We start from the raw sequence: 22673 nt of genomic DNA on the forward strand, positions 1-22673 counted from the left end.
ATAATGAAGCAGATTTGTCTATTTTATAGACAGATCACTGAACGACTCACCCATAAAAGCTAACGTTTTGGGCAACTTTCTAACAAAGTAATGAAATTTCCATCTAATCAGCTATGTCTTAACCGACTAATAATATTAGCATTAGCTAAAACTGATTAACCAAATCCCAGTAAATTAATTTTGGTCACCGCCGCTTTTGCGACAAAAGAGACCTTTCTTAACACCCTAAATCAGCACCAAAAAGGTCTCCTCTGATACGAAAGCAGACGTTAACATCAATAGTTTCTTAGGTTGTTTTAGACATCACATAAACAGAGGTTTACCTTTATTCTGACAGGCAACTAAGCCACCATTGCGGTCATTTAGATTACGTACCTTTTTCACTTTCTTCAAATATTAGATATGAGCAATTGCTAATAACAAATAGTATTCAGTAAACCCCATTCCTCTTTAAACAAAGTTAAAAAGTTTAATAAGGTTTCTTTAAAGATAAGGGATTGTTATATTGATACTAAGTAACTCACTAAATTTAAAACGTTTATATGGAAGCTTTGCCCCTAAATACCGACATAACCCCACTGCTTAAAGACAAATACAAATTCGGTTTGGCTATTTTACCCTTTGGCTGCATGTTCGCATCTATAGGCTTAATGCTGGTGCCTGCCTTTATGGAACCAGGTGATTGGATGTTGGCAGTTTTAATGCTTGCAGGTTACATATTTGGGTGGTTGCTTAATGCATTTGTTGCAAAGTATTTCTATAGTATGAGCAACAAATCCATTTGGATGATTTATATACAAGGGATGATCCCTAAGGATTGGTTTACCGATGGCGGCTGGCAAGGCTATTGCAAAAACTGCAAACTTCATGTGGAAATTTGGAAGCAAAAGCGTACCAAAGGTAAGACCTTCTTTGTAACTAAGGCCAGTGTGAGTTTTTACCTATTATACTTGCTTCTTACTTTGGTATACCCCTACTTTTTTGCCGATAGTAGCATTGATTGGCTTCATTTAGTTTGGCCAGGATTTTTATGGTTCATTGGTTTTATCGGTCTGTCTTTAATCATCTGGCATAGCTCAGAAAGCTCATGTAAACGTGGGCAACACTTTCTTGATTCTCAAAAAAATATGGAGGTGAGCGTTAAAGAGGCTAAAGATGTTGAAGTCAAAATGGGTATTTTAACTTATATAAGTTCAATGTTGTCTTGCTCTGTATTTATTGGTATTGGTCTAATAGTTTTGTGGCCTAATTGGACTGCATCTGACAACTATGGTTTGCCCGCTTATGATGCTTTGAGTGAATTAACAGGTAAAGCAAAAGTCTATTATGTTTACGAAAATGGTTTACAGTTTCAACTTGAAGGCAACACTATAATATACAAAGTTACCCATTATGATAAACCAAGCAAAGTTCTTGAGGCTAAGATCAACGATCAAGTCATTACAATCCGTGCAGACCATAATGATTCACATAGTCCTATGTTCTCAGATGAATCTTATCACTATGTGTTTGAATTATCGATGGATGGGCAATTACTTATGGAATACGATAAAATTTATGCTAATTTCATCGAGGTTAAGCAGCAACAGCCTTATATAGCGATCCCTTTTATATTGCTAGGCTTAGGCTTCTGTTGGCTTACTCACCGACAGTTCAAACGGACTAATCGATAGGCCAAATTAATTACGTTTAATTATTGAATAAATATTTAAAATATTGATGCCTGATTTATCACTTTAGAGGGGACATTTTAAAAGGATTTCACTCCAAAAACTTAGACCGCTTTGTGGAAAATTTAGCATTCTGAGATAAAACTGCCACAGGCAGCTATGAGCTTAAACTTGCCCTACAAGTGAGCAGTAAATTTTGGCTAATATTGCCCTAAATATGCTCCTGAATTTGTAAAGGCTTAATGTCCGCTTTTGGCTATAAGTGACCATTCAGTACATAGCTTAGGAGGTTTTTAAATTTTCTTATTTTTTGTGATGTTTTTTATAGTTTTCTCACGACTTTTGACGTAAATTTTTCAATTGATTTAACTCAATCTAGTTACAGCCAAGAAAATCCTGAACGAGAATTCTCATTATTAGTGAAGATCCACAGTTAATGATCACCACCGAATTTAGAACACGATTTCATGGTGCTATCGGCCATGAAGATGTGCTGAGTGATTACTGCGAGCATCAGCAATTAAAGCGACGACATAGCTTAAGCCATTGCAATAAACTCTTTGCTTGAAGACATTAAAAACAGGTGTGAATTATTAACCCAAGACTTTGGGTGAATAACCTTGCCGAAAAATTGTTATTTTGGGAGAAAATTGACTGCACCTTTCTTTAACACACAAATATATTGTCAAAATATTTCTTATAGGTGAGGACTCCATAAATATTGGAGTATGTTTATCATATTTTTAGCTTTTTACCGTGAGTGTCTATAAATTAATGGTTTAACGCCTCACTAGTTGTGCTGAATTCCTCGTAACTTTTGTTTCATAAAATCGATAAAAATGCGGTTCTTATTGGGTAAATATTTACTTTGTACATACTGCAAACAAATATCACCTTGGTAATTACCTTGTAACCGCCAATCTTCCAAAAGTGGAATGAGCTTGCCACTGCTAATGCCCTGTTGCGCGATATAATCAGGCAGAGAGCCGATACCAAAGCCCTGTTCAATAGCGTCTCGACGCATTTCACTGTGGTTAAGTAAATATGAACCAGTGACTTGTACGGTTGTTTGTTGATTTTTTTGACTAAATCGCCAACGGCTATCGGACATATTTTCACCTAAGCAAAGGCAGGGTAAATCTTTTAAATCGTCGGGGTGTTTTGGCAGCGGATGGTTAGCGAGAAAATCAGGACTGGCACATAACACTTGTTCACTGCGACCAATTTTAACGTTGACCAAAGCTTCAATCGGGCTGTCATTGATATGAATTAAGAAATCAACACCGTCATGAATAGGGTCTAAAATCCGGTCGGTTACTTTTAAATGCAATTGAATATCAGGGTAGCACTTTAAAAACTCAACAAACAGTGGTCGCAATACGCGATTGGCGAGTGATTTTGGTGCTGCCACTCTCAGCAAGCCACTAACTGTCGATGTTGTCGAGCTACTGGCATTAACGGCTTGCTCTGCAGACTCTATCATCTGTTTACAATAATTAAAGGTTAATGTTCCAGACTCTGTTAACGCTAGTTGCCGTGTAGTGCGTTGTAATAGCTTTATGCCTAAAGCATCTTCTAATCGGCTAATTTGGCGACTTACCGCTGAAGGTGTTACCCCAAGTTTTATTGCCGCTTTACTAAAGTTGCCCTGCTCAACGACAGTTACCAAAATAGCCATATCAGATAATAAGGGGATCAGTTTATTTGTGTCCATCAAGCACAAGTCCTTTTACAAATAGGTGTATTGTTTTAAATTTCTCATAGATTAACATAGCTGCACAGTAACAAGTGAGTTGCTATGAGACTATTTTAAATGATGAGAGAGAAATATGGAGTTGTTAATAAGTACTTACATGACAGAAATTATTGCGGTAAGCACCATCGCTGTTTTTATGGCAATGTTACCTGGTGCAGATTTTGTCATGGTGACTCGCACGAGTATCTATAATGGTCGTTTATCGGGGTTATATATGAGTTTAGGTATGTGTTTATCGGTTTGTATACATGCTAGCTACTCGATTGCAGGATTAGCGGTTTTGATTGCAAACTCGGCCTGGTTATTTGCGACAATCAAATATCTAGGAGCGGCTTACCTTATTTATATTGCCTGGCAGTTATTAACAACACGTGATTTATTAAATAATGATCACAACAATCAAACAGCAGTAATGTCGCCCTTAAATGCGATGCGTCGAGGCTTTACCTGCAATATATTAAATCCGAAAACATCTATCTTCTTCTTAAGTATTTTTACGCAAGTTGTTTCTGTAGATACTCCGCTAATAATGCAAGTAGGTTATGGGGTAATTATTATGTTGGCTCATTTTATTTGGTACAGCGGTGTGGCGTTATTGTTATCACACCCTAATATAATGCCTCGTTTCAATCGTCACAAACAAAAAATAGATAAAGTCGCAGGGTTCATATTGATGATAATTGCTATAAAGCTCATTTTAATGAATGCTGTTTAAGCAAGAATTGCTCTGGCGTTTATTTAGGTCTGCAAACTTATATCAGCCTTCCAGTGATTTGCCTTTGCGGTAATTTCTCTGGCAACCATAGGTTTGGTCATGCCGTAACCTTGAGTTAAATTACATCGCCTTTCTATAAGAGCTACGCCATTTTCTATTGTTTCTATGCCTTTAGCACTCTCTTTACGTTTAAATGATTTAGGTAAGGCTATTACACCCTCTAACCTGGCTTTGGCAATGGAAACGGTGCATTTAATGTATTTGATAACAGTTTGTCATCCGGTAACGGTAAGTGGTAGTAACTGATAACTATTTGCACTCTGCAGGCGTTCTTTTTATGTCATATTTTATATTCAGCAAATTGGCTTATTAAACCTCTCAAGTTTGATTTAAGTCATTAATAGCATTACATTGATTATACATGGCTAAAAAATAAACATATTTATGGATTAAATGTGGCTGAATCTTTGATATCAGAACTGAAAAGGCGAAATGTTTTCAAGGTTGGGATTGCCTACCTTGTACTTGCTTGGGTTGTTGTTAAAATTACCTCAATTGCTGTTCCAGCATTACACTTGCCTAATTGGATAAATACTGCGGTATTTTTCTTTGGTCTTATTGGTTTTCCTTTTGCTCTTTTTTTTGCTTGGGCGTTTTAAATAACCCTCGACGGTATCAAGCTTGAATCCGCGATATCATCTGGAGATTCCACTGCTGCTCTAACAGGTCGTAAATTAGATTTTATCATTATTGACCTTATGGCAATTGCCTTGATCTACTTTATTTATGAGAGTCGTTTTCAATCACCAACGGCTTCAGTATTGCCAACAGAACAAGCTGAAGTTATTGCCCAAGCTTCCATTAAAGTTAATGCAAATAATCCATTAATATCAGAGCCAAAGGGAACTTCTATTGCCGTTCTTCCTTTTGTAAATATGTCTTCTGATAAAGAACAAGAATACTTTTCAGATGGTATTTCAGAAGAAATATTAAATGTATTAGCAAAAATACCGAAACTACAAGTAACCTCGCGTTCATCAGCGTTTGCCTATAAAGATACCAAGATTAATATTTCGGAAGTTGCTAAAATCTTAGGTGTAAAAACGTACTCGAAGGCAGTGTGAGAAAGTTGGGTGTAAGAGTGCGCATAACTGCTCAGCTCATCAATGCTGATACAGATAAGCACTTGTGGTCTGAGTCATATGATCGCGAGCTTGATGACATCTTTCAAGTACAAGATGAAATATCAGCAGAAATTGTCGATGCACGAAAGGAAACCTTAGGCATATCATTAGTTAAGACAGTATCTTCTGCGCAAACGATTAACCCTAAAGCTTATGATTTATATCTGCAAGGTTTGTGGGGACTTCATACTTATACCTTTGAAAGTTTAGACAATACCGCAGCAGCTCTTGAGTTAGCAACAGACATTGCCCCTGAATTTTTGATGGCGCGCATTAAATTGGCTGAAATATATGCTCGTCAAATTATTACGGGTAGCCGCTTTGATTGGCTAATACTTGATAAGGCAGAAACGTTAATTAAAGAAGTACTTAGCATTAATCTAAACTCTGCTGAAGCTTATTTTGTTCGGTCATTAATTATAAAAACAGATCGTAAGTTACGTAATCAGTATGCAAAAGAAGCTTATTGGCTAAATCCTAATAATGTCGACATCATCATAAGGCACGCACAATCAAATGGTGCTGAAATGGGAGAAGATAACGCCAGGGCTTTATTTAAAAGGGCTCAAAAAGTTGACCCACTAAATGCTGATTTACCGTATTTTTTTGCAGTATATTTAGTACAAACATTACAAAAATATTCAGAAGTGGAACAAACGCTTAAGCAAGCTATTATGGTTAACCCGAAGAATACTTTTTATCCTTTTTATTTAGGACAAATATATGCACAACATATGGGGCAAATTGTTGATGCTATTAAGCTCGCTGAAAATGGTGCAAGGTTAGACCCTAACGACCCTTATTTTCCTCAAGCACTTTCGATCTACTATTTATCTTTGGGATCTGGTGTTAAGTCTCTTGAATATGCAGAAAAAGCAATGTCTATTAATGCCAATAACGCTGAAATTATCAATCAAAAAGTGAACAGTCTTATTTGTTTTGGGCAAACCGCTAAAGCGTTAATACTCATTAACGATACCGTCGCTGATGCTAATACGGTATATCCCAGTAAACAACTGAAAGAGCGCTTCATTACTGGTGCCGTATATTTATTACTCAAGCAGAAAAAGTTTGACGATGCAGAGGCATTGATTAACCTACATATCCCTGGGATAAATGAATGGGTTAATCAATCGCCCCCGCAACATTGGATGCTATAGAAAATGTAAATGGCATTTTGCTACTTGCCCGTGTTTATAAAGCACAAGGTCAGTTAGCTAAAGTTGAAAAGCTTGTTGATAGGGTAAAGGGACGAGATAAGTCTTTTTATTTAACAGGTCAAGCACGCTTGTTGGGTATTGAATACATGAACCTTGCTATCAGTAGCTCACTCGAAAATAACGATGAGCAGACCATTAAGTATCTCGAAGCTGCCATTGATAATGGTTATTTATATAATTGGCGTGCTAACTTATTACAATCACCTTATTTTATCAATTTAGCGCAACAGCCAAGGTTTACGGCATTAATAGGACGATTAGAAACTGAAATGCTAAAACAAATAGCGGTACTTAAGCAATAATTAAGATTTTGACATAACGATATTTATACTCTTGTCTTTATAGCGTGCAGTATTGCTATAGTTAAATCATAAGTTTTTGTGGCAGAACGTTTGGTTTATGGCTGATATCACTGAGGTGAAATCAGCCATAGAATCGTCACGTGATTTTTACAGTGCGAACAATGCGATTTTTTTATTCTTCTTGTAATGCAATAGCAGCCATTTTTATAGTACTTTCAAAAGACTCTGCTCCGGCTATAAACAGGCTATTTAAGCTACAAAACATTTGGTTTTTCTATTCTTCTTCTTGCAATGCAATAGCGGCCATTTTCATAGTACTTTCAAAAGTCTCTGCTCCGGCTATAAACAGGCTATTTAAGCTACAAAACATTTGGTTTTTCTATTGTTATTATTATTCTTGCAATGCAATAGCGGCCATTTTCATGGTACTTTCAAAAGTCTCTGCTCCGGCTATAAACAGGCTATTTAAGCTACAAAACATTTGGTTTTTCTATTGTTATTCTTCTTCTTGCAATGCAATAGCGGCCATTTTTATGGTACTTTCAAAAGTCTCTGCTCCGGCTATAAACAGGCTATTTAAGCTACAAAACATTTGGTTTTTCTATTCTTCTTCTTGCAATGCAATAGCGGCCATTTTCATAGTACTTTCAAAAGTTTCTGCTCCGGCTATAAACAGGCCATTATGACAGAACATTGCATCATCAATACCGGTTACGGCTTTTAGCGCATCATCAGATAAGCCAGCCCATGCTTGAGGTAGTGATTTTCTATCTTCGAATGAACCCGGTTCAACAGGCACTGTTTGAATTCTCCAAGGACCAGAGCCAGAAGGATAAACCATATATAAAGCTTGTGCAGACAAAGCATGAACGGTTCTTTTCCATGGCGTGTATTTATCTAAAACAATCACTCTGGGATCTTCTGCATTCTCAATCGCTTTAGCAACAATTTCTTTTGCACTAATTCCGCCATTTGCAGAGGCTATAAACCGTGTCAAAATACGTGTCGCAAACTCAACCGCCTCATCAAAACAGTTATCAAAGTGACTATCTTCTTGCCAAGTAGGGTTGAACATTGAAATCGTTTGGCTAAGGCTAATCCCTTGGTTTATACCTTTAGAAGCGCCTTCGGTATAGCCACAATCAATAGCGTCAATTGTTGAAACTAGCCCTGCATCAACAGCGTTTGCTACGTCTTGGTTGCCCTGACATATTTCTAAGCCATATTTCTGCCAAACCAAGCCAAATGAAGAATAAGGAATTCCATTTTCGCGCTCACCGGCACCACCACGCTGATGGTGATCGAATCGACCTGCATCTGCGTTATATTCACCACCAACATCAATAACAATATCTGCTTTACCGATAATCTCTAAATTACGCGTGCGTATGAGGTTAAAGTTAGGAAAAATGTGCTTAAGAGCAGCGATACTAAACACGTCATCTGCATGAAAATTACCGTTGTGAGTTGCTATAGTTAAATCATTCATTTTTTATATCATTTTAGAAAGGAATAAGAAGATGTTGCTAGTTAACTTCACTATTTTGACTGGCCGACTTGGGACAACGTCAAGGTGTAGAAATTATAAGGCCGATTCTATACGAAGACAGCTCACAAAAATAGTGGGCTTTTAATAACACTAGTTTTCAATAGCGGTGCAAAAATCAATAAAGAACAATAATATCCTTGTTAATAATGTTGATTGAATCTGCGTTTAGCTAAGGGGAAACGGTAGGAGATTTTCTAAATTGGTATTAAAACGCATCATCTTCGCTGTAAACATTAACATCAAGATCACCGTCCATGCTTTCTGAAACTAAAAAAATTATCGGTTTACAGCAAACTTGGCAATCTTCAATATACTGCTGGTCTACGTCGGCTGAATCGATGAGTACTTTAATTGTTTCGCCACAATAAGGACATCCTATGCGCTTTTTAGTCAATTGATTCAATTGTTACAGTTTCCTATAATTGTTAGTAATATAATCATTTATTATCGAGAGTTATGTTAAATGATACGTGGGAAAGGTGTCATGATAAAGTCATATTCAAGCATAACGCAAGGCTATGCCTGAATACTGGTAATTAACCAAAATGATTAAAAACGATTTTGTTACCATCTAAATCACGAAAGTAAGCACCATAAAATACGTTGGGTATACGCTGCCCTGGTTCTCCATCACAAGTCGCACCTAAGGCAATGGCTTTATGATACATTTCATCACACTGCTCTTTTGAGCCCGGCGCAATAGCAAGCATATTGCCGTTACCACAGTTTTGAGGCGCTTCGTTATAAGGTACACAAATAGCGAGCATAGGCTCTTTCATACTTTTACCAATAAATATAATGCGCTCCATTTTTATTAACGTTTTAGCGCCTATAGGTGCCAAGAGTTCATTATAAAAGGCTTCTGATTTTTCTAAATCGGTTACACCGATGGTGGCATAGCTAAGCATATCTATTCCTTTTTAATTATGATTAAGGTGATTTATTTTAAGTAGAATGTTAACTACAACAGGTTAACCAAATCATGTCAATAACGCTTGTTTATTCAGATATTACGCTATTGATTTATAACACGTACAATTTGATGAATATTAGCTGTTTTTAACAATGTGGCTAACTATTTATTGGTATTTAGCAATTATTTTATCAATGCTTTTATTATCAATCATTTGTTGTAATGCTTTATTTAGCCTTGGTAAAAGTTCAAGTTTTTTTGGGTGTACACGCATCATAACTTCTACCGAGCTTACCACGTCTCCAACGACAATATTACTTAAAGTTGGAAGGTGTCTTTTCATATATTGTATTGAGGATTTACTGATAAAAATTTGGTCAACGCGTTCAGCCAATAATTGCTTAATGAGCAAACTTTCTGATTTATTTAATACTTTGTTGATGTCATTATTGGTAAATGATGCCTCAAACCTAGGATAAGTGAAGCCTCTAACTATGCCTACTTTGTGTCCAAATAAATCTCTTGGTCCTTTTACTTCAAATTCATCACCAGAGCGAAAAACAATCACTTCCTCAACACGTTCATAGGCGATGGAATACAAACCTATTTCTTTTGAATTACCGCGCCAAATAGGGTTGATTCCGGGTTCAATATCAACACGGCCAAGATCAAATTCAAGCATAGCTCTAGCGGCAGGCATTTTAACCATTATAAAAGTATCGCCGGTAATTTCTCCTATTTGATGAAATATGTCGGCAAATATTCCTGATATTGTAGCCTTGCCTTGTTGATCTATAGTAGAGATATTGTGTGGAGAATTGGCAGGATCGTAAGAAATTACCTTGTAGGTATTAGCGATGAGTGGCCATGATGTAATAAGAAGGATATTAATAAAGCATAGCTTTATTTTACAACGTAGAGTCATTTTACTTTCTTTTCAATCGGTGATCTTACAATAAACATAGCAGAATATAGCTAGTTGAGGGAATAAATCTCATGGTGAAATTATAAATATTTAATGGGCTTTAATCCTGCTAAGTTAGTGGTGCTATAGCAGACAGCTTAATCGTTATAAGGTGAACTGATTAAAATGTATCGCCAAAGGGATACTGCGAAATAATAGTAATCTTCACTAAAGCTTAGCCAATATAGCTATACTTTCAAATTGTTGTTTTTTAAGTGATTGAAATAATGATAAAATATATAAGGAATAAACTTTGCAAGATAGCATTTTTATTTAATGAATAATGAGACAACCTAGCCATGAATATAAACCTTTGGGTATTTTTAAGTATCGCTGTGATTTTTTTAGTGAGTTTTTTAATTATTTTGGTATTAAGTACCAATAAAAAGAAAATAAAAGAATTAGAAGTCGAAGCGTTGAGATTAGAAAAAGCTAATTTAGAGACAGAAGTCGCGGCAGCGGTTAATAAAACACTGGGTGACCAATTAAGTCGAATAGAGGTATTGGAAGCTATTGTTACCGATAAAAACTACAACCTAAACGAAAAAATAACTCGATTATAAAGAGTAATCTTATTAATTTTTTCTGATACATTAAAAGTATGAAATATTGATATATTAACGGTTAAGACAGACTGACCAGCAGATAAAATAGGCGATCAGTTAATCGCCATAGAAGGATACAAATTTCTGGCTGTTGGCACACTAAACTAAAGCATTAATGAATAAGCCCAAAGGGAGTAATTGCATTTAATACTCCTTAATAAGGATGGTTCAGAATATTCGCTGAGTTTGTTGCTAGAATAAAATATTTGGTTAATCTTTTAGGCCAATTTTTTCTAATAAAACCATCATAGGGCACCATTTAGTTAATGATGACTGTATTAAGTTGACCGCAATAAAAGCAGTAAACCATAACCAGTTTATTGATAATGTTACGGTTAAAATAAGTGAAATAAGTATCATTGTGCCTGCTATTAGTCTTAATGCATCGTTCTTAATCATGGTAACTCCGTGAGATTGGTATGATTAAATTAGTATTACAGCAGATTACATTAGGTTTTATTAAATTAGCAAATACTAATGTATGTTGTTGGCGCAAGTTATGGTGGTTATGCGGCGGCCATGGCAGCGGTAAAAACACCTGACTTATTTATGTGCACCGTCAGTTTTGCCGGAGTGAGCGACCTTCGAAATATTGTTTTTAAGAGTCGTTACTACACTAATAAGAAATTTGTAGAACACCAAATGGGTAAAGATGTTGACAATTTAATTGCCCGTTCGCCCTTTTATTAGGCCAAGCGAATTAATATACCTATGTTATTACTCCATGGTGCCAGCGATACCGTGGTTAATGTTCGTCAAAGCCAAAGATTTTACCAAAAGCTATTAGACTTAAATAAGCCAGTTGAATATATTGAATTGGCAGACGGCGACCACTATTTGTCTATTCAGCGTAATCGACACAAAGCTTTTACAGCCATTGACGAATTTTTTAAACAACATTTAGTCAGCCCAAAGTGATGATGTATTCTTAATATAAAATAGGCAAAAGAGCTTAATTATGAAAATTTTATTTTTGGCTAATAAAGATTTAGCGAGTAATTTTGCACTGAATAAACTGCTACCAGAGGTCTGTAAACACCATGAGGTTCATCTGTGGTTATCAGCAAAAGTAGGCAAAAGCAGTGTGATACCAACGCCATTAAAGACGCTGAAGTTTTTCGAGCAAGACTTGTTTAACCAATTGCTAAGTCCGCTAATTCCTAAGATTAAAAGTAATAACAATACCTATAAAAATTTTGATGGCTTTAGTGTCTTTTTAAATTCAGCGATTCGAGACGTCAAGCAAATTAATTCGCCTGTGATAATTAATGATTTGAAAGAGTTAGCGCCTGAACTTATTGTTTCGATATGCTTTGGTGGCATTCTAAAAGAAAAGGTTATTAATATTCCTACCAAAGGCATTATTAATCTGCATTCTGGCATATTACCTAGGTATAAAGGCGTGATGGCGACGTTTTGGGCAATGAAAAATAACGACAATAAAGTAGGTACTACACTGCACACCATTGACGATGGTTCGATAGATACAGGAAAAATAATCAAGACTTCTACCGCACTAGTTAATAGAGAGAAATCTTATTTATGGCATGTGCTTGAGCTTTATAAGCAAGGTGCAACCGATATATTAGCGGCTATTGAAACACTTGAAAATGACGAATTACTTTGTTCTCAGCCACAAGAAAAGAGTGCTAGCTATTTTACCTTTCCAAATGAAAATGAATGTCTAGACTTTGAAAAAAGTGGATTTAAAATCATTGATGAATAAGAGTACATTGAATTTATACAACAACATTACCTGTAAGTATAAATTTTAGTTTGACTAATATGTTGTTGCAAATAAAAAGGGGGAGCATTAATCATGCTCCCCCTTAGTTTTTACTATTAATATAATCGCTAATTTATGACGTTCTAAGGATTATAAACAACATCCAAGCTTACGCCACTAGCAGCCGAATAGCCGTAAATACCGATATGCCAAGTGTCTGCTGCAGGGCTGGTAAATGAACAGGCTTCATTATTGCCACCTTTGTACGGGCGACAATCATAAGTTGATGATGTTGGCTGTGCGCCACGTCGAATATATAAATCAGCATCACCAGTACCACCACTCATCGTGAAGTCTACTGTTGCCATGCCAGCTGGTACGTCAATGGTGTAATAAGTCCATGCTTGACGAGCGACACTAATATCCGTTAAAGATGCACTGCCACCAGTTGCTCCGCCACCTGTTGCAGGTTCAGTAAAGCTACCTGTTAAGTTAACACCAGAGAAAGCTGAGTAGGCAACAACTTTCACATAATAAGTGCCCGCTTGTGCCGTACTAATAGGACAACTTTCACTATTACCACCAGCATAAGGACGACAGTCATAGCTACTACTTGTAGGTGCTGAACCAAATTTAACGTATAAATCAGCATCACCAGTTCCACCAGCCATATCAAAGGTTAGGTCTGTTGCACCCGCTGGAACTTCCATTGTAAAGCTAAGTTCAGTACTTGAAGCTAAGCCAGATTTGGTCGTGCCATTACTTAATACATCATCACCAGTTGGTGGCGGTGGTGGTGTTACGCTACCACCACAAGTTGCAGCTAATGCATCAGACGCTGCTTTTGCTTGTACTAAGCCAAAGCCTGTCTTGTCATCGCGACCCGCAACATCAAGATCAATAGCCGTTGATTTTAAAGCGCTTCGTACTTCATCAGCGTTACAATCAATGTTGTTACTCCAAACTATTGCGGCAACACCGGCAACATGAGGTGTTGCCATTGAAGTACCATTATAATAAGCATAGTTTTGCGAGCCGTTAACCGTTAACGTCGCTGCACTACCTAACTGCGTTAATAACTGTTGACCTAGAGCACGACTAACCGAAACACTGGGCACTGAAACAGCGTTAGTAGAATCAACTAAGAATGGATTTTGTAAACCAGGACGAGTACTGTCACTATAAACAATAACACCAGAGGCACCTGCATCAGCACAAGCTTTAGCTGGGTTTATTTCGGGGTAATTACTGCCTTTTTGGTTGTCATTACGTTCTGCTAAACAAATATTACCAGCAACATTACTACAGCTGTAGCTACTTCCTGAAAGTGTACAACTTGCTAAAACACCGTTTGCACTGCTATCTACATTGCTTACGATGAAGCTACCACCACTTTCAATGTAATGAGTTTGTGGCACGATATCATTAGCATAAGTTGTTGAACCTAAATTAATAAAACCTAAGCGACCATCGCCAGCAACGGTTGATAAAACCGCTTCACCTGGAGCAGATATTTCAACTTGGCTAGTGTATTGAGAAAACTCAGCATGTTGATTGTTGCTATCAAGTGCGCCAACAGCCATAACAGCGTCATAAGAAGCAGGGTAAGATAATGTCGTATTACCATCATTACCTGAAGCGGCAACTAATAATACGCCAGAATCTGCAGCTGCTTGTAATGCATTTTTCTCAGTAACACTTGAACCTGCACCACCTAAACTCATGTTAATAACTTTTGCGCCATTATTTACACAAGTATCAACTGCATCACTTAACTCGCCAACATAACCCCAACCCGCTTCATTAAATACTTTAACAATATGCAGATTTACATTGATGTTTGGCATAATACCAACAACACCTTCACTGTTATTAACACCAGCAATAGTACCTGCTACGTGAGTACCGTGAGATCCCCCGTTTTGATACCAATTTCCAGTACCTGAATTATTGGTACCTGAAGCATTGTTAGCATTTAAATCAGGGTTTGCCTGTTCATAACCAGAATCAATAATACACACGGTCATATTTGCGCCGTCGTTATCAGTTAATTGGTCTGATTGTGTTTGTGCTATACCCCAAGGTTGATTTTGCGCCATTAAAAAGCGTTTGTAATCAGGTTCAATGAACTCAATTGACGAGTCCTTTTTCATGCGGTTGATCATGGTTTTCACATCTTTAATGTTCTTTTCTTTACCAAAAGAAATAATGTGATGACCATTTTTCAAAATCTTTTCGTGTTTTAACGATAAGCCTGCTTTTTTCGCTAACCCTGGAGGGATTGTTTTTCCGTTTTTCTTGTTTTTATATTTAACAATTAAACGATCAGTAAAATCCTGCTTTTCGAGCATTTGTTGTGCACGCCAATCAGCAAAACTTAATGTTGTTGATTGGGCAGATTCCATTCCGCTTTTATTTGCTTTATTAATTTTAGCTTGGCTTGCATAACTTGCCGCGCTAGTTACGGTTAGAATAGATAAGGCTACTGCACTGAGTGCAAGGCGTTTGTTATTTCTCATCTGATATAAACTCCATCGTTTATTTTTACGTTTAATTTGAACGTTTGCCTAGGCTACCTTCAACGTATTTTATTATGTATTACTTTAATGGGTGAAAACCCACTCTAAAAATAATGGCTTGTTTGCGATTTTTTAACTAGCAAATCACAGACTTTTTTTCATAGTAAAGCGACAGGTTGGTTTTTATTTTTTAGTTATCTATATGAAAAAAAAGATTTTGTTTTTATTTTGTCGTGCGTGTTCGAAAAGCTGTCGCTATTTTGCTAGGGAATATTTTCTGACTTGATATTATCGAATTATGCAAGATGCACGATACTGATTTAACAAAGATAAATAAGTCATCATCAAGATAGTAAGGACTGCTCAATAAAACATAACGTTGGTTGATAATAAAAATAATATAAACAACGTCCCTACATATAAGAGAGAGTAGAACATATGAAAGCTTCTAAATTTACGACATCAATTATTGCTTTAGCCGTTACCGCAGCATTTTCAGCACAAGCTGCCGATGATCGATACATTATTAAAGTAGACGAAAGTAAAAAAGGCCTTGTTAAAGCTCTCGCTAAAAAATTAGGCGGCGAATTAAAAGTTGACGGCAACGGTTTTATCGCTGCTTCATTCGCTGGTAAAGACTTAAGCCAAGTTAAAGGTTTATTAAATAACCCACATATTCAAATGATCGAAGAAGATCAACGCCGTGTACCACTTTCTGTATATAGTGATACTGCAGGCAACCCTGCTACAACTCAACTTACTCCTTATGCGGTTGTTCAATCTCAAGCTGACCAAGTTAACTTTAACGCTGGCGCAGGTATGAAGGTATGTGTTATCGATTCAGGTTTAGATCGCTCTAACCAAGATTTTATTTGGAACAATATCACAGGTACTAATGATTCAGGCACAGGTAACTGGGATGAAAACGGTGGCCCACACGGGACACACGTAGCCGGTACCATTGGTGCTGCAGATAACGGTTTTGGTGTTGTTGGTATGGCACCTGGCGTTGATATGCATATTGTAAAAGTATTTAACGAAGCAGGTTGGGGATATTCTTCTGACTTAGCTTATGCAGCAAACGTTTGTTCTGGGGCTGGCGCGAACATCATCAGCATGAGTTTAGGTGGTGGTGGTGCAAACAGCACCGAAGAAAACGCCTTTAAAGCATTTACAGAATCTGGTGGTTTAGTTGTAGCAGCTGCAGGCAACGATGGTAACAATGTTCGTTCATTCCCAGCAGGTTACTCTTCAGTAATGATGGTTGGTGCTAACGATAATAATAACGCTATAGCTGATTTCTCGCAATTTCCGAGCTGTACGTCGACAACGACAACAGGTAAAGGTAAAAATCGCACAACGACGACAACGACGAACGACACTATTTGTGTTGAAGTAACGGCTGGTGGTGTTGATACATTATCTACTTACCCTGCGGGTATGGCAACTAGCGCTTCAATGAGTGCTGATGGCGTTGCTTTTGCTTCATCTGCAATGGAGAACTCAGGGGTAGTTTCAGGTAATACTTACAACATGGGAACTGCAGAGTCTACTGACTCAGGCGCAAACGGTATGGTTTGTGTTATAGAGCGTGGCGTTATTTCTTTCCATGATAAAGTGAATAACTGTGAACTTTCAGGCGGTATTGGTGCTGTTCTATATAATAACGAACCTGGTATGCTATATGGTACTTTGGGAGACACTAACGTAACTAGCATTCCTGCAGTAGGGGCTTCTCAAGAAGACGGAGCAGCGTTATTAGCAGCTAATACAGTTGATATTACTATTGGTATTAGCGATTACGGTTTCATGAGCGGTACTTCAATGGCAACACCAGCAGTATCTGGTATTGCTGCGCTAGTTTGGTCTAATCATAACGGTTGTACGGGTACAGAAATTCGTGATGCACTAAAATCAACAGCTGAAGATAACGGCGCAGCAGGTCACGATGACTACTTTGGTCACGGTATCGTTAAAGCAAAAGCGGCTAGCGATTACTTAACCGCTAATGGTTGTGGTGGTGGCGGTGTTACTCCTCCTCCAGTAGAAGGTGGCGATATTACTGCTGACGCATCAGGATACAAGGCTAAAGGTAAAAACAAAGTTGACGTAACTTGGTCAGGTGCCGCTACTGCAAGTGTCGATATTATCCGTAATGGTTCTTTAAGAATAACAACAGCAAACGATGGTGCTTATACCGACAGCTTTAGAACTTCTGGTTCGTTTACATATAAAGTATGTGATCAAGGAACTAGTAATTGTTCTACGGAAACCACCGTTAATTTCTAGATTTATATGTTTTAGTACAAGGAAGTAGTCTTATTAATTAGTTGGTATCCAGTTCATTATTTGAGCTGGATATTTTTATTTTAGCAACATTTAATGATTTATAGTTATATGTATATACTCATAAGTTATTACAGGTTGGGTCCGGTTTAGTTTATGTTCACAATAAATGTGTATTTTGTAACTAATTATTAAAAATTGTTTAAATGTACAATTGTTTAAATTTAAATTACAAACATTAAGTTAAATTACCCTGACGTTTTTAAAAGATGTAACGGGAAAAGGGGATAAAATTTTGAATATTTCTGTAAAAAGCATTATAAAACCACTCTCACTTTTAGGTCTTATCAGCTTAGCTGTTTGGCTCATCCATACAACAATTAATAAAAATGTAGATGCACAAAAGCAATCGTACATTATTTCTTCAAACAACTATCAATTATTGCAAACAGAATTAGCAACGCTAAACGTTCAACCAACGCATCAATTAGCTATTATCAATGCTGTTGCCGTTTCCCTTAATGTTGAACAGTTAGCTCAGTTAGATGCACAGTTAGACATTCAGGTTACGCAAAATCATCATGTAGAAATTTCTGGTGGCAATGCCTGGGGCAAGCGTAAATGGCAGCCAAAATCTGTCGTTAATGACTTGATTGAAGCTTCTGCTGCTCATTCGGCCTACAATTTTGGCGATGGTGTAACTATTGGTTTTTTAGATACAGGCCTTGATCAATTAGAAGGAACATCTTCAGGTTTATCTACTGATTTATATGGTCGGGATAAGTTCTGGGGAACTTATGATGCGGTTAATAACAATATCAGTAATTATAGTAATGAAGAAAGTGGCCACGGCACACATGTCGCCAGTATTGCTGGCAATGCAGATTACGACGTTTACGGTAAAGTTTATGGTGTTGCGCCGAATGCTGCATTAGTTGGAATTAAAGCCTTTGATGCCGAAGGCAAGGCGACCTATGCAGACGTTATTCGCGGCATAGATTGGGCGTTACAGGTTAAAGATCAAATCAATCTAAAAGTATTGAACATGTCGTTCAGTGGGCCAGCTCGTTCATACTATTGGGAAGACCCACTTAACCAAGCAGTAATGAAAGCATGGCAAGCTGGTATTGTTGTTGTTGCTTCTGCTGGTAACAGTGGTCCTGGCCCTATGACAATCGGCGTTCCAGGTAATGTACCTTATATAATTACCGTTGGTGCGATGACTGATAACTATACGCCTTCTTATTTAAGTGATGACATAGTCGCTAGTTTTAGTTCGGCGGGCCCGACAGTCGAAGGATTTGTTAAACCAGAAATTGTCGCACCAGGCGGTCATTTATCAGGTTTAATGGCTTTTGATACGCAAATAGTTCAGGAACATCCAGAATTTCATGACGGCGGACGATATTTTGAAATGTCAGGCACATCACAAGCTGCTGGCGTAGTTTCTGGTGTAGTGGCTTTGATGTTGACACAAGATCCAACGTTAACTCCTGACGAAGTTAAGTGTCGATTAATGGACAGTGCCCATACGGCATTCGATAATAACGGTGAACTTGCTTATAGTGTATTTCAACAAGGTTCAGGTGTGGTGAATGTGGCTGATGCATTAGCGAGTAAGGCTTCAGCATGTGCGAATCAAGCATTAGATATTGCACAAGACATTGCAGGTAATGAACACTTTTCAGGACCTGCCAACATCGACTCAGATGGTAATTTTTATATCGAAGGATTGGGAGAAGATTATGTTTGGAAACTCAATGAAGGTACAGTAGACGGTAGTGCGGTATTGTGGAAAGTAAATTATGGCTCAGATAATCAATTTTGGAAAAATACAGCATCAACTGATGCAGTACTTTGGAAAGTAGATTTCGAAACAGATGCTGTGCTTTGGAAAGTCAACCTTGAGTCAGATGCAGTGCTTTGGAAAGTAAACTGGGATGGGACTGACCATACCACAATTGATGTAAATCTGTGGGTCGAACAACAATAGCTCTCTAACAGCAGCCACTGTAATCATTCAGTGGCTTGTTCTTTTGTTCTATTATTAACTTAATAGTGCAATGCCTAACTCCCCTAAAGTGAATAACTTTATGAAAAACTACTTAATCTTCTTTTTCATTTTCTTCGTTAGCCCCTCTATTTTTGCCAAAGAAGTCAAATTATTTAAAAATTTTGGTGTCGACAATCCTATGTCCTACCAGTTTGTCAGAACTATTGCGCAAGATGATAATGGTTTTATGTGGTTTGGGTCACATGAAGGATTGCATCGGTTTGATGGTTATCAATTTTTAAGTTTTCATCATGATGATGACAGGGCTAATTCGTTGAGCTCAGACGCTATAAGTCGAATTTTTATCGATTCAAAACAACAGTTTTGGGTTGGAACCACCGGCGGTGGACTAAATTTATATCGCGAACAGTCTGAAGATTTTTTTCATATTACGACTGAAACCAAAGATCTTGCATTAAGCAATGATGTCATTAATACCTTATTTGAAGATTCTGAAGGAAAGCTATGGATAGGCACTGAAAGTGGCATTAATATTTTGTCGAAATCCCAAGGGAAATGGGAAGTAAAGCACATACTCCAAGAGCTTGGTAATCCGAATAGCTTAACTCACAATACAGTACACGAAATCATTGAAACCAAAGATAATAAAGTTTGGGTAGCGACTAATGGTGGTGGTATATCCATATTTGATTTACAAGGTTATTTTATACAAACATTAAAGATAGGCGATAAAGAATCAAGTATTTATATTAGTAAGTTTGTTAATTCCCTACACCAAGATGCATTAGGGAATGTTTGGATTGGAACCGCTGAGAATGGCTTAATAAAATATGATACGAAAAATGGGCATTATACTCATTATGTCTATGATGAAAATGACGTTTCGACTATCGCTAGTAATACAATCAAAACGATTTATCAGGATTCCCATAATCAGTTATGGATCGCAACCGATAAAGGTTTATTGATTTACAACGAACTAGCAAATAATTTCAATCGGTATACACATGAAGGAAATAATCAGCGAAGCTTAAGCAGTAACTTTATATTATCTGTGTTTGAAGACAAAAATAATATGATTTGGATAGGTACTCTAACAGGGGTCAATAGCTGGGATCCACGTATGGCGACATTCAGTCAACATAGTGCGCAGACTAACGAGAATATAATTAATAGCAATGTAACTAGTTTTGCGCAGTTTAAAAACGGGATGGTCTTTTTTAGTACATACAGTGGGGGAATTTACCAATTTCCCGCCAATGATATTGAAATCTCTAGGCTAGATTTAAATCAATACTTTTCTGAGCTGAGGATTATGACCTTATTAGCTGAGCCTGATAGTGATACTCTTTGGGTTGGCACGCGTGGATCTGGTTTATTCAAAATCGATTTAAAGTCAAAAAATATTATTAAATATCAATATGAAGTGAACAATCCTCACTCAATCTCCGCTAATAGTATTACCGATATTATTAAAGATCAGCAGGGTAATATATGGGTATCTACTTTTCAGCAAGGGCTGAATAAGTTAAATACAGATGGTAGTTTTACTCGGTTCACACAAAATGATAGTGCATCTAAGCAAAGTATTAGTAGTAACCATATTTTGCATCTTTTAGAGGATCATAATGGGTATTTATGGATTGCTACCTATGGTGGTGGCTTAAATCGTTTCGATCCTAAATCTGAAACCTTCATTCATATTATGCACGACAAAAATGTATCAAAAAGTCTTTCAAACGATATTATTCTGTTTATGTTATTAGACAAATATAAAAATCTTTGGGTCGGAACTCAGGGAACAGGCCTCGACATTTTGAGTTACGAAGATATGAAAAATGAGAACTTCTCATTTAAACATTTAGACTCAAAAGATGGGATGAAAAGCCTTACTGTTTTTGGAATAGTTCAGGATATCCATGAAGATATCTGGTTAAGTACGAGTGAGGGTATTTCTCGATACTCACCTGATAATTCTGAGTTTAAGCACTTTGACCTGACTCATGGCCTAATAGACCTTGAATATAATCACAGTGCTATTTTTTCAGGGGCAAACAATACATTGTATTTTGGTTCAGGCAAAGGAATGAGTACGATTAACCCAGAACAAATTAATACTAGCTTGTCTGTTCCAGAAGTAAGATTAACCAGTATTTTAAAGCTGAATGAACCTATGCCTCTCGGCAGTAATTTATCTAACTTAAGTCAATTGGAATTTGATTACAGTGATCAGCTAATTTCCTTTGAGTATGTTGGTTTAAACTATGCGAATCCTGAGTCAACTCTTTATAAGTATCGTTTGTTAGGCTTTGATGAGGAGTGGATAGCTGCAGGTAAATCACGACGAGCCACTTATACAAATTTACCTGCAGGCATTTATACACTGCAGATTATTGCTGGAAATAACGACAATGTATGGAGTAAACCTGGGATATCACTTGATATTTTAGTTAAACCAGCACCTTGGAATACTTGGTGGGCTTACTTATTGTATGCCATGGCGGTTGCTTTAACGTTATTAGTCTACTCACGCTTTTTGAATCGAAAACTATTGGTTGAACAACAACAAAAATCTTACCTTAAAGAGCAGGTCAAAGATAAAACGCAAAAGTTACAATCGCAAAATAGCGAACTTGAACATGCTAATATTCTACTTGAAAAGTCGGCAACGGTAGATAAAGTAACTGGTGTACGAAGTCGCCGCTATCTTGATATTTATATTGAGCAAACTAGCCAGCTGATGAATCAAATTCATCAGAATATTCTACCAGTACAGCGGAGCACTTTACCCCGTCTTTACGTCTTAATGGTTCAGGTCAATGAGTTGACCAATATCAGTAATAGCCAGTTGATTAACATTACTGATTTATTACTGTTTAGCAGAAATACCGATGACCTAGTTGTTCGTTGGTCCGATGATACCTTTGCTGTTATTGGTTATGAAAAAGATAACAATGCTGGTGAATTAGCAGCGCGGTTAGCAAGTAAATTTGAAAAACAATTCGACGATAATATTTTCATGAATATTGCTTACTCTTTTTATCCGTTTAATAGAGAGCAACCTATGGAAATATCGTGGGATCAAGTCAGCGTGATGATTGAACTTGGCTTAACATTAACAAGCGAAGAGCCAGCGATTGCTTGGCTTGGCTTATGTGAACCTAAGTTACAACCCTTCAGCTACTTAGCAGTGATTCAAGGCGCTGATCTAGCGACACTTAAGCATAACATCCAAGTTAAGCAAGGTTAG

At 37.1% G+C, this 22673-nt stretch carries 18 protein-coding genes and 1 pseudogene; 12 read left to right on the forward strand and 7 right to left on the reverse strand.

The features are described 5' to 3' along the window. Window positions 1-542: 542 nt before the first annotated feature. Window positions 543-1673 (forward strand): hypothetical protein, encoded by a 1131-nt coding sequence (locus tag H4J66_RS12585; protein WP_182175244.1) that lies wholly within the window; start codon window positions 543-545, stop codon window positions 1671-1673. Window positions 1674-2460: 787 nt separating this feature from the next. Here the strand turns inward: H4J66_RS12585 and H4J66_RS12590 are convergent. After that, window positions 2461-3384 (reverse strand): LysR family transcriptional regulator, encoded by a 924-nt coding sequence (locus tag H4J66_RS12590; protein ID WP_182175247.1) that lies wholly within the window; start codon window positions 3382-3384, stop codon window positions 2461-2463. A 115-nt stretch (window positions 3385-3499) separates the two neighbouring features. Here H4J66_RS12590 and H4J66_RS12595 point away from each other — a divergent pair, with 115 nt between their 5' ends. From H4J66_RS12595 to H4J66_RS12615, 5 genes are all read left to right on the forward strand, one after another. After that, the gene (locus H4J66_RS12595; RefSeq protein WP_182175249.1) at window positions 3500-4141 is read left to right on the forward strand and encodes a LysE family translocator; all 642 of its coding nucleotides are present in this window, start codon (window positions 3500-3502) and stop codon (window positions 4139-4141) included. Between the two features lie 455 nt (window positions 4142-4596). Further along, window positions 4597-4800 (forward strand): hypothetical protein, encoded by a 204-nt coding sequence (locus H4J66_RS12600; protein WP_182175251.1) that lies wholly within the window; start codon window positions 4597-4599, stop codon window positions 4798-4800. A 111-nt stretch (window positions 4801-4911) separates the two neighbouring features. Beyond that, window positions 4912-5265 carry a hypothetical protein gene (locus H4J66_RS12605; RefSeq protein WP_182175253.1) on the forward strand — a complete coding sequence of 118 codons (354 nt, stop codon included), beginning with the start codon at window positions 4912-4914 and terminating at the stop codon, window positions 5263-5265. Window positions 5266-5282: 17 nt separating this feature from the next. Next, window positions 5283-6485, forward strand: coding sequence for a hypothetical protein (locus H4J66_RS12610; RefSeq protein ID WP_182175255.1), 1203 nt, complete (start codon window positions 5283-5285; stop codon window positions 6483-6485). Next, window positions 6473-6847, forward strand: coding sequence for a TPR end-of-group domain-containing protein (locus H4J66_RS12615; protein ID WP_182175256.1), 375 nt, complete (start codon window positions 6473-6475; stop codon window positions 6845-6847). Before H4J66_RS12610 ends, H4J66_RS12615 begins: the two co-directional genes overlap by 13 nt. A 601-nt stretch (window positions 6848-7448) precedes the next feature. Here H4J66_RS12615 and H4J66_RS12620 read toward each other — a convergent pair. The 4 genes from H4J66_RS12620 to H4J66_RS12635 form a co-directional block, all read right to left on the reverse strand. Beyond that, entirely contained in the window at window positions 7449-8336 is an 888-nt protein-coding gene (locus H4J66_RS12620; RefSeq protein ID WP_182175258.1) for an MYG1 family protein, read from the reverse strand. Window positions 8337-8601: 265 nt separating this feature from the next. Beyond that, entirely contained in the window at window positions 8602-8799 is a 198-nt protein-coding gene (locus H4J66_RS12625) for a CPXCG motif-containing cysteine-rich protein (protein ID WP_070375466.1), read from the reverse strand. 133 nt (window positions 8800-8932) lie between these two features. After that, complete coding sequence (locus H4J66_RS12630; protein ID WP_182175260.1) at window positions 8933-9304, reverse strand: VOC family protein; 372 nt, start codon at window positions 9302-9304, stop codon at window positions 8933-8935. Window positions 9305-9475: 171 nt separating this feature from the next. Next, window positions 9476-10234 (reverse strand): ABC transporter substrate-binding protein, encoded by a 759-nt coding sequence (locus tag H4J66_RS12635; RefSeq protein ID WP_182175262.1) that lies wholly within the window; start codon window positions 10232-10234, stop codon window positions 9476-9478. A 338-nt stretch (window positions 10235-10572) separates the two neighbouring features. Here H4J66_RS12635 and H4J66_RS12640 point away from each other — a divergent pair, with 338 nt between their 5' ends. After that, complete coding sequence (locus H4J66_RS12640; RefSeq protein ID WP_182175264.1) at window positions 10573-10836, forward strand: hypothetical protein; 264 nt, start codon at window positions 10573-10575, stop codon at window positions 10834-10836. 252 nt (window positions 10837-11088) lie between these two features. Here the strand turns inward: H4J66_RS12640 and H4J66_RS12645 are convergent, their stop codons facing one another. Beyond that, window positions 11089-11277: a DUF2892 domain-containing protein gene (locus H4J66_RS12645; protein ID WP_182175266.1), complete on the reverse strand. Its 189-nt coding sequence runs from the start codon at window positions 11275-11277 to the stop codon at window positions 11089-11091. A gap of 78 nt (window positions 11278-11355) precedes the next feature. On the opposite strand from H4J66_RS12645, the pseudogene H4J66_RS12650 reads away from it, so the two are divergent. Beyond that, a pseudogene (locus tag H4J66_RS12650) lies at window positions 11356-11796 on the forward strand (alpha/beta hydrolase family protein). Window positions 11797-11836: 40 nt separating this feature from the next. Beyond that, entirely contained in the window at window positions 11837-12604 is a 768-nt protein-coding gene (locus H4J66_RS12655) for a formyl transferase (protein WP_182175268.1), read from the forward strand. Between the two features lie 143 nt (window positions 12605-12747). Here H4J66_RS12655 and H4J66_RS12660 read toward each other — a convergent pair whose 3' ends face one another. Next, window positions 12748-15123: a S8 family serine peptidase gene (locus tag H4J66_RS12660; RefSeq protein WP_182175270.1), complete on the reverse strand. Its 2376-nt coding sequence runs from the start codon at window positions 15121-15123 to the stop codon at window positions 12748-12750. Window positions 15124-15561: 438 nt separating this feature from the next. Between H4J66_RS12660 and H4J66_RS12665 the strand changes: the two genes are divergently transcribed. The 3 genes from H4J66_RS12665 to H4J66_RS12675 all read left to right on the forward strand — a co-directional run bounded on the left by H4J66_RS12665 (window position 15562) and on the right by H4J66_RS12675 (window position 22673). Beyond that, window positions 15562-17412, forward strand: a complete 1851-nt coding sequence (locus H4J66_RS12665) for a S8 family serine peptidase (RefSeq protein ID WP_182175272.1) — start codon at window positions 15562-15564, stop codon at window positions 17410-17412. Window positions 17413-17704: 292 nt separating this feature from the next. Then, window positions 17705-19402: a S8 family peptidase gene (locus H4J66_RS12670; protein WP_259369118.1), complete on the forward strand. Its 1698-nt coding sequence runs from the start codon at window positions 17705-17707 to the stop codon at window positions 19400-19402. 100 nt (window positions 19403-19502) lie between these two features. Further along, window positions 19503-22673: a two-component regulator propeller domain-containing protein gene (locus tag H4J66_RS12675; protein WP_182175274.1), complete on the forward strand. Its 3171-nt coding sequence runs from the start codon at window positions 19503-19505 to the stop codon at window positions 22671-22673.

Origin of the sequence: Colwellia sp. MB3u-55 (genome assembly GCF_014076785.1) — a bacterium.
Classification (GTDB): domain Bacteria; phylum Pseudomonadota; class Gammaproteobacteria; order Enterobacterales; family Alteromonadaceae; genus Colwellia_A.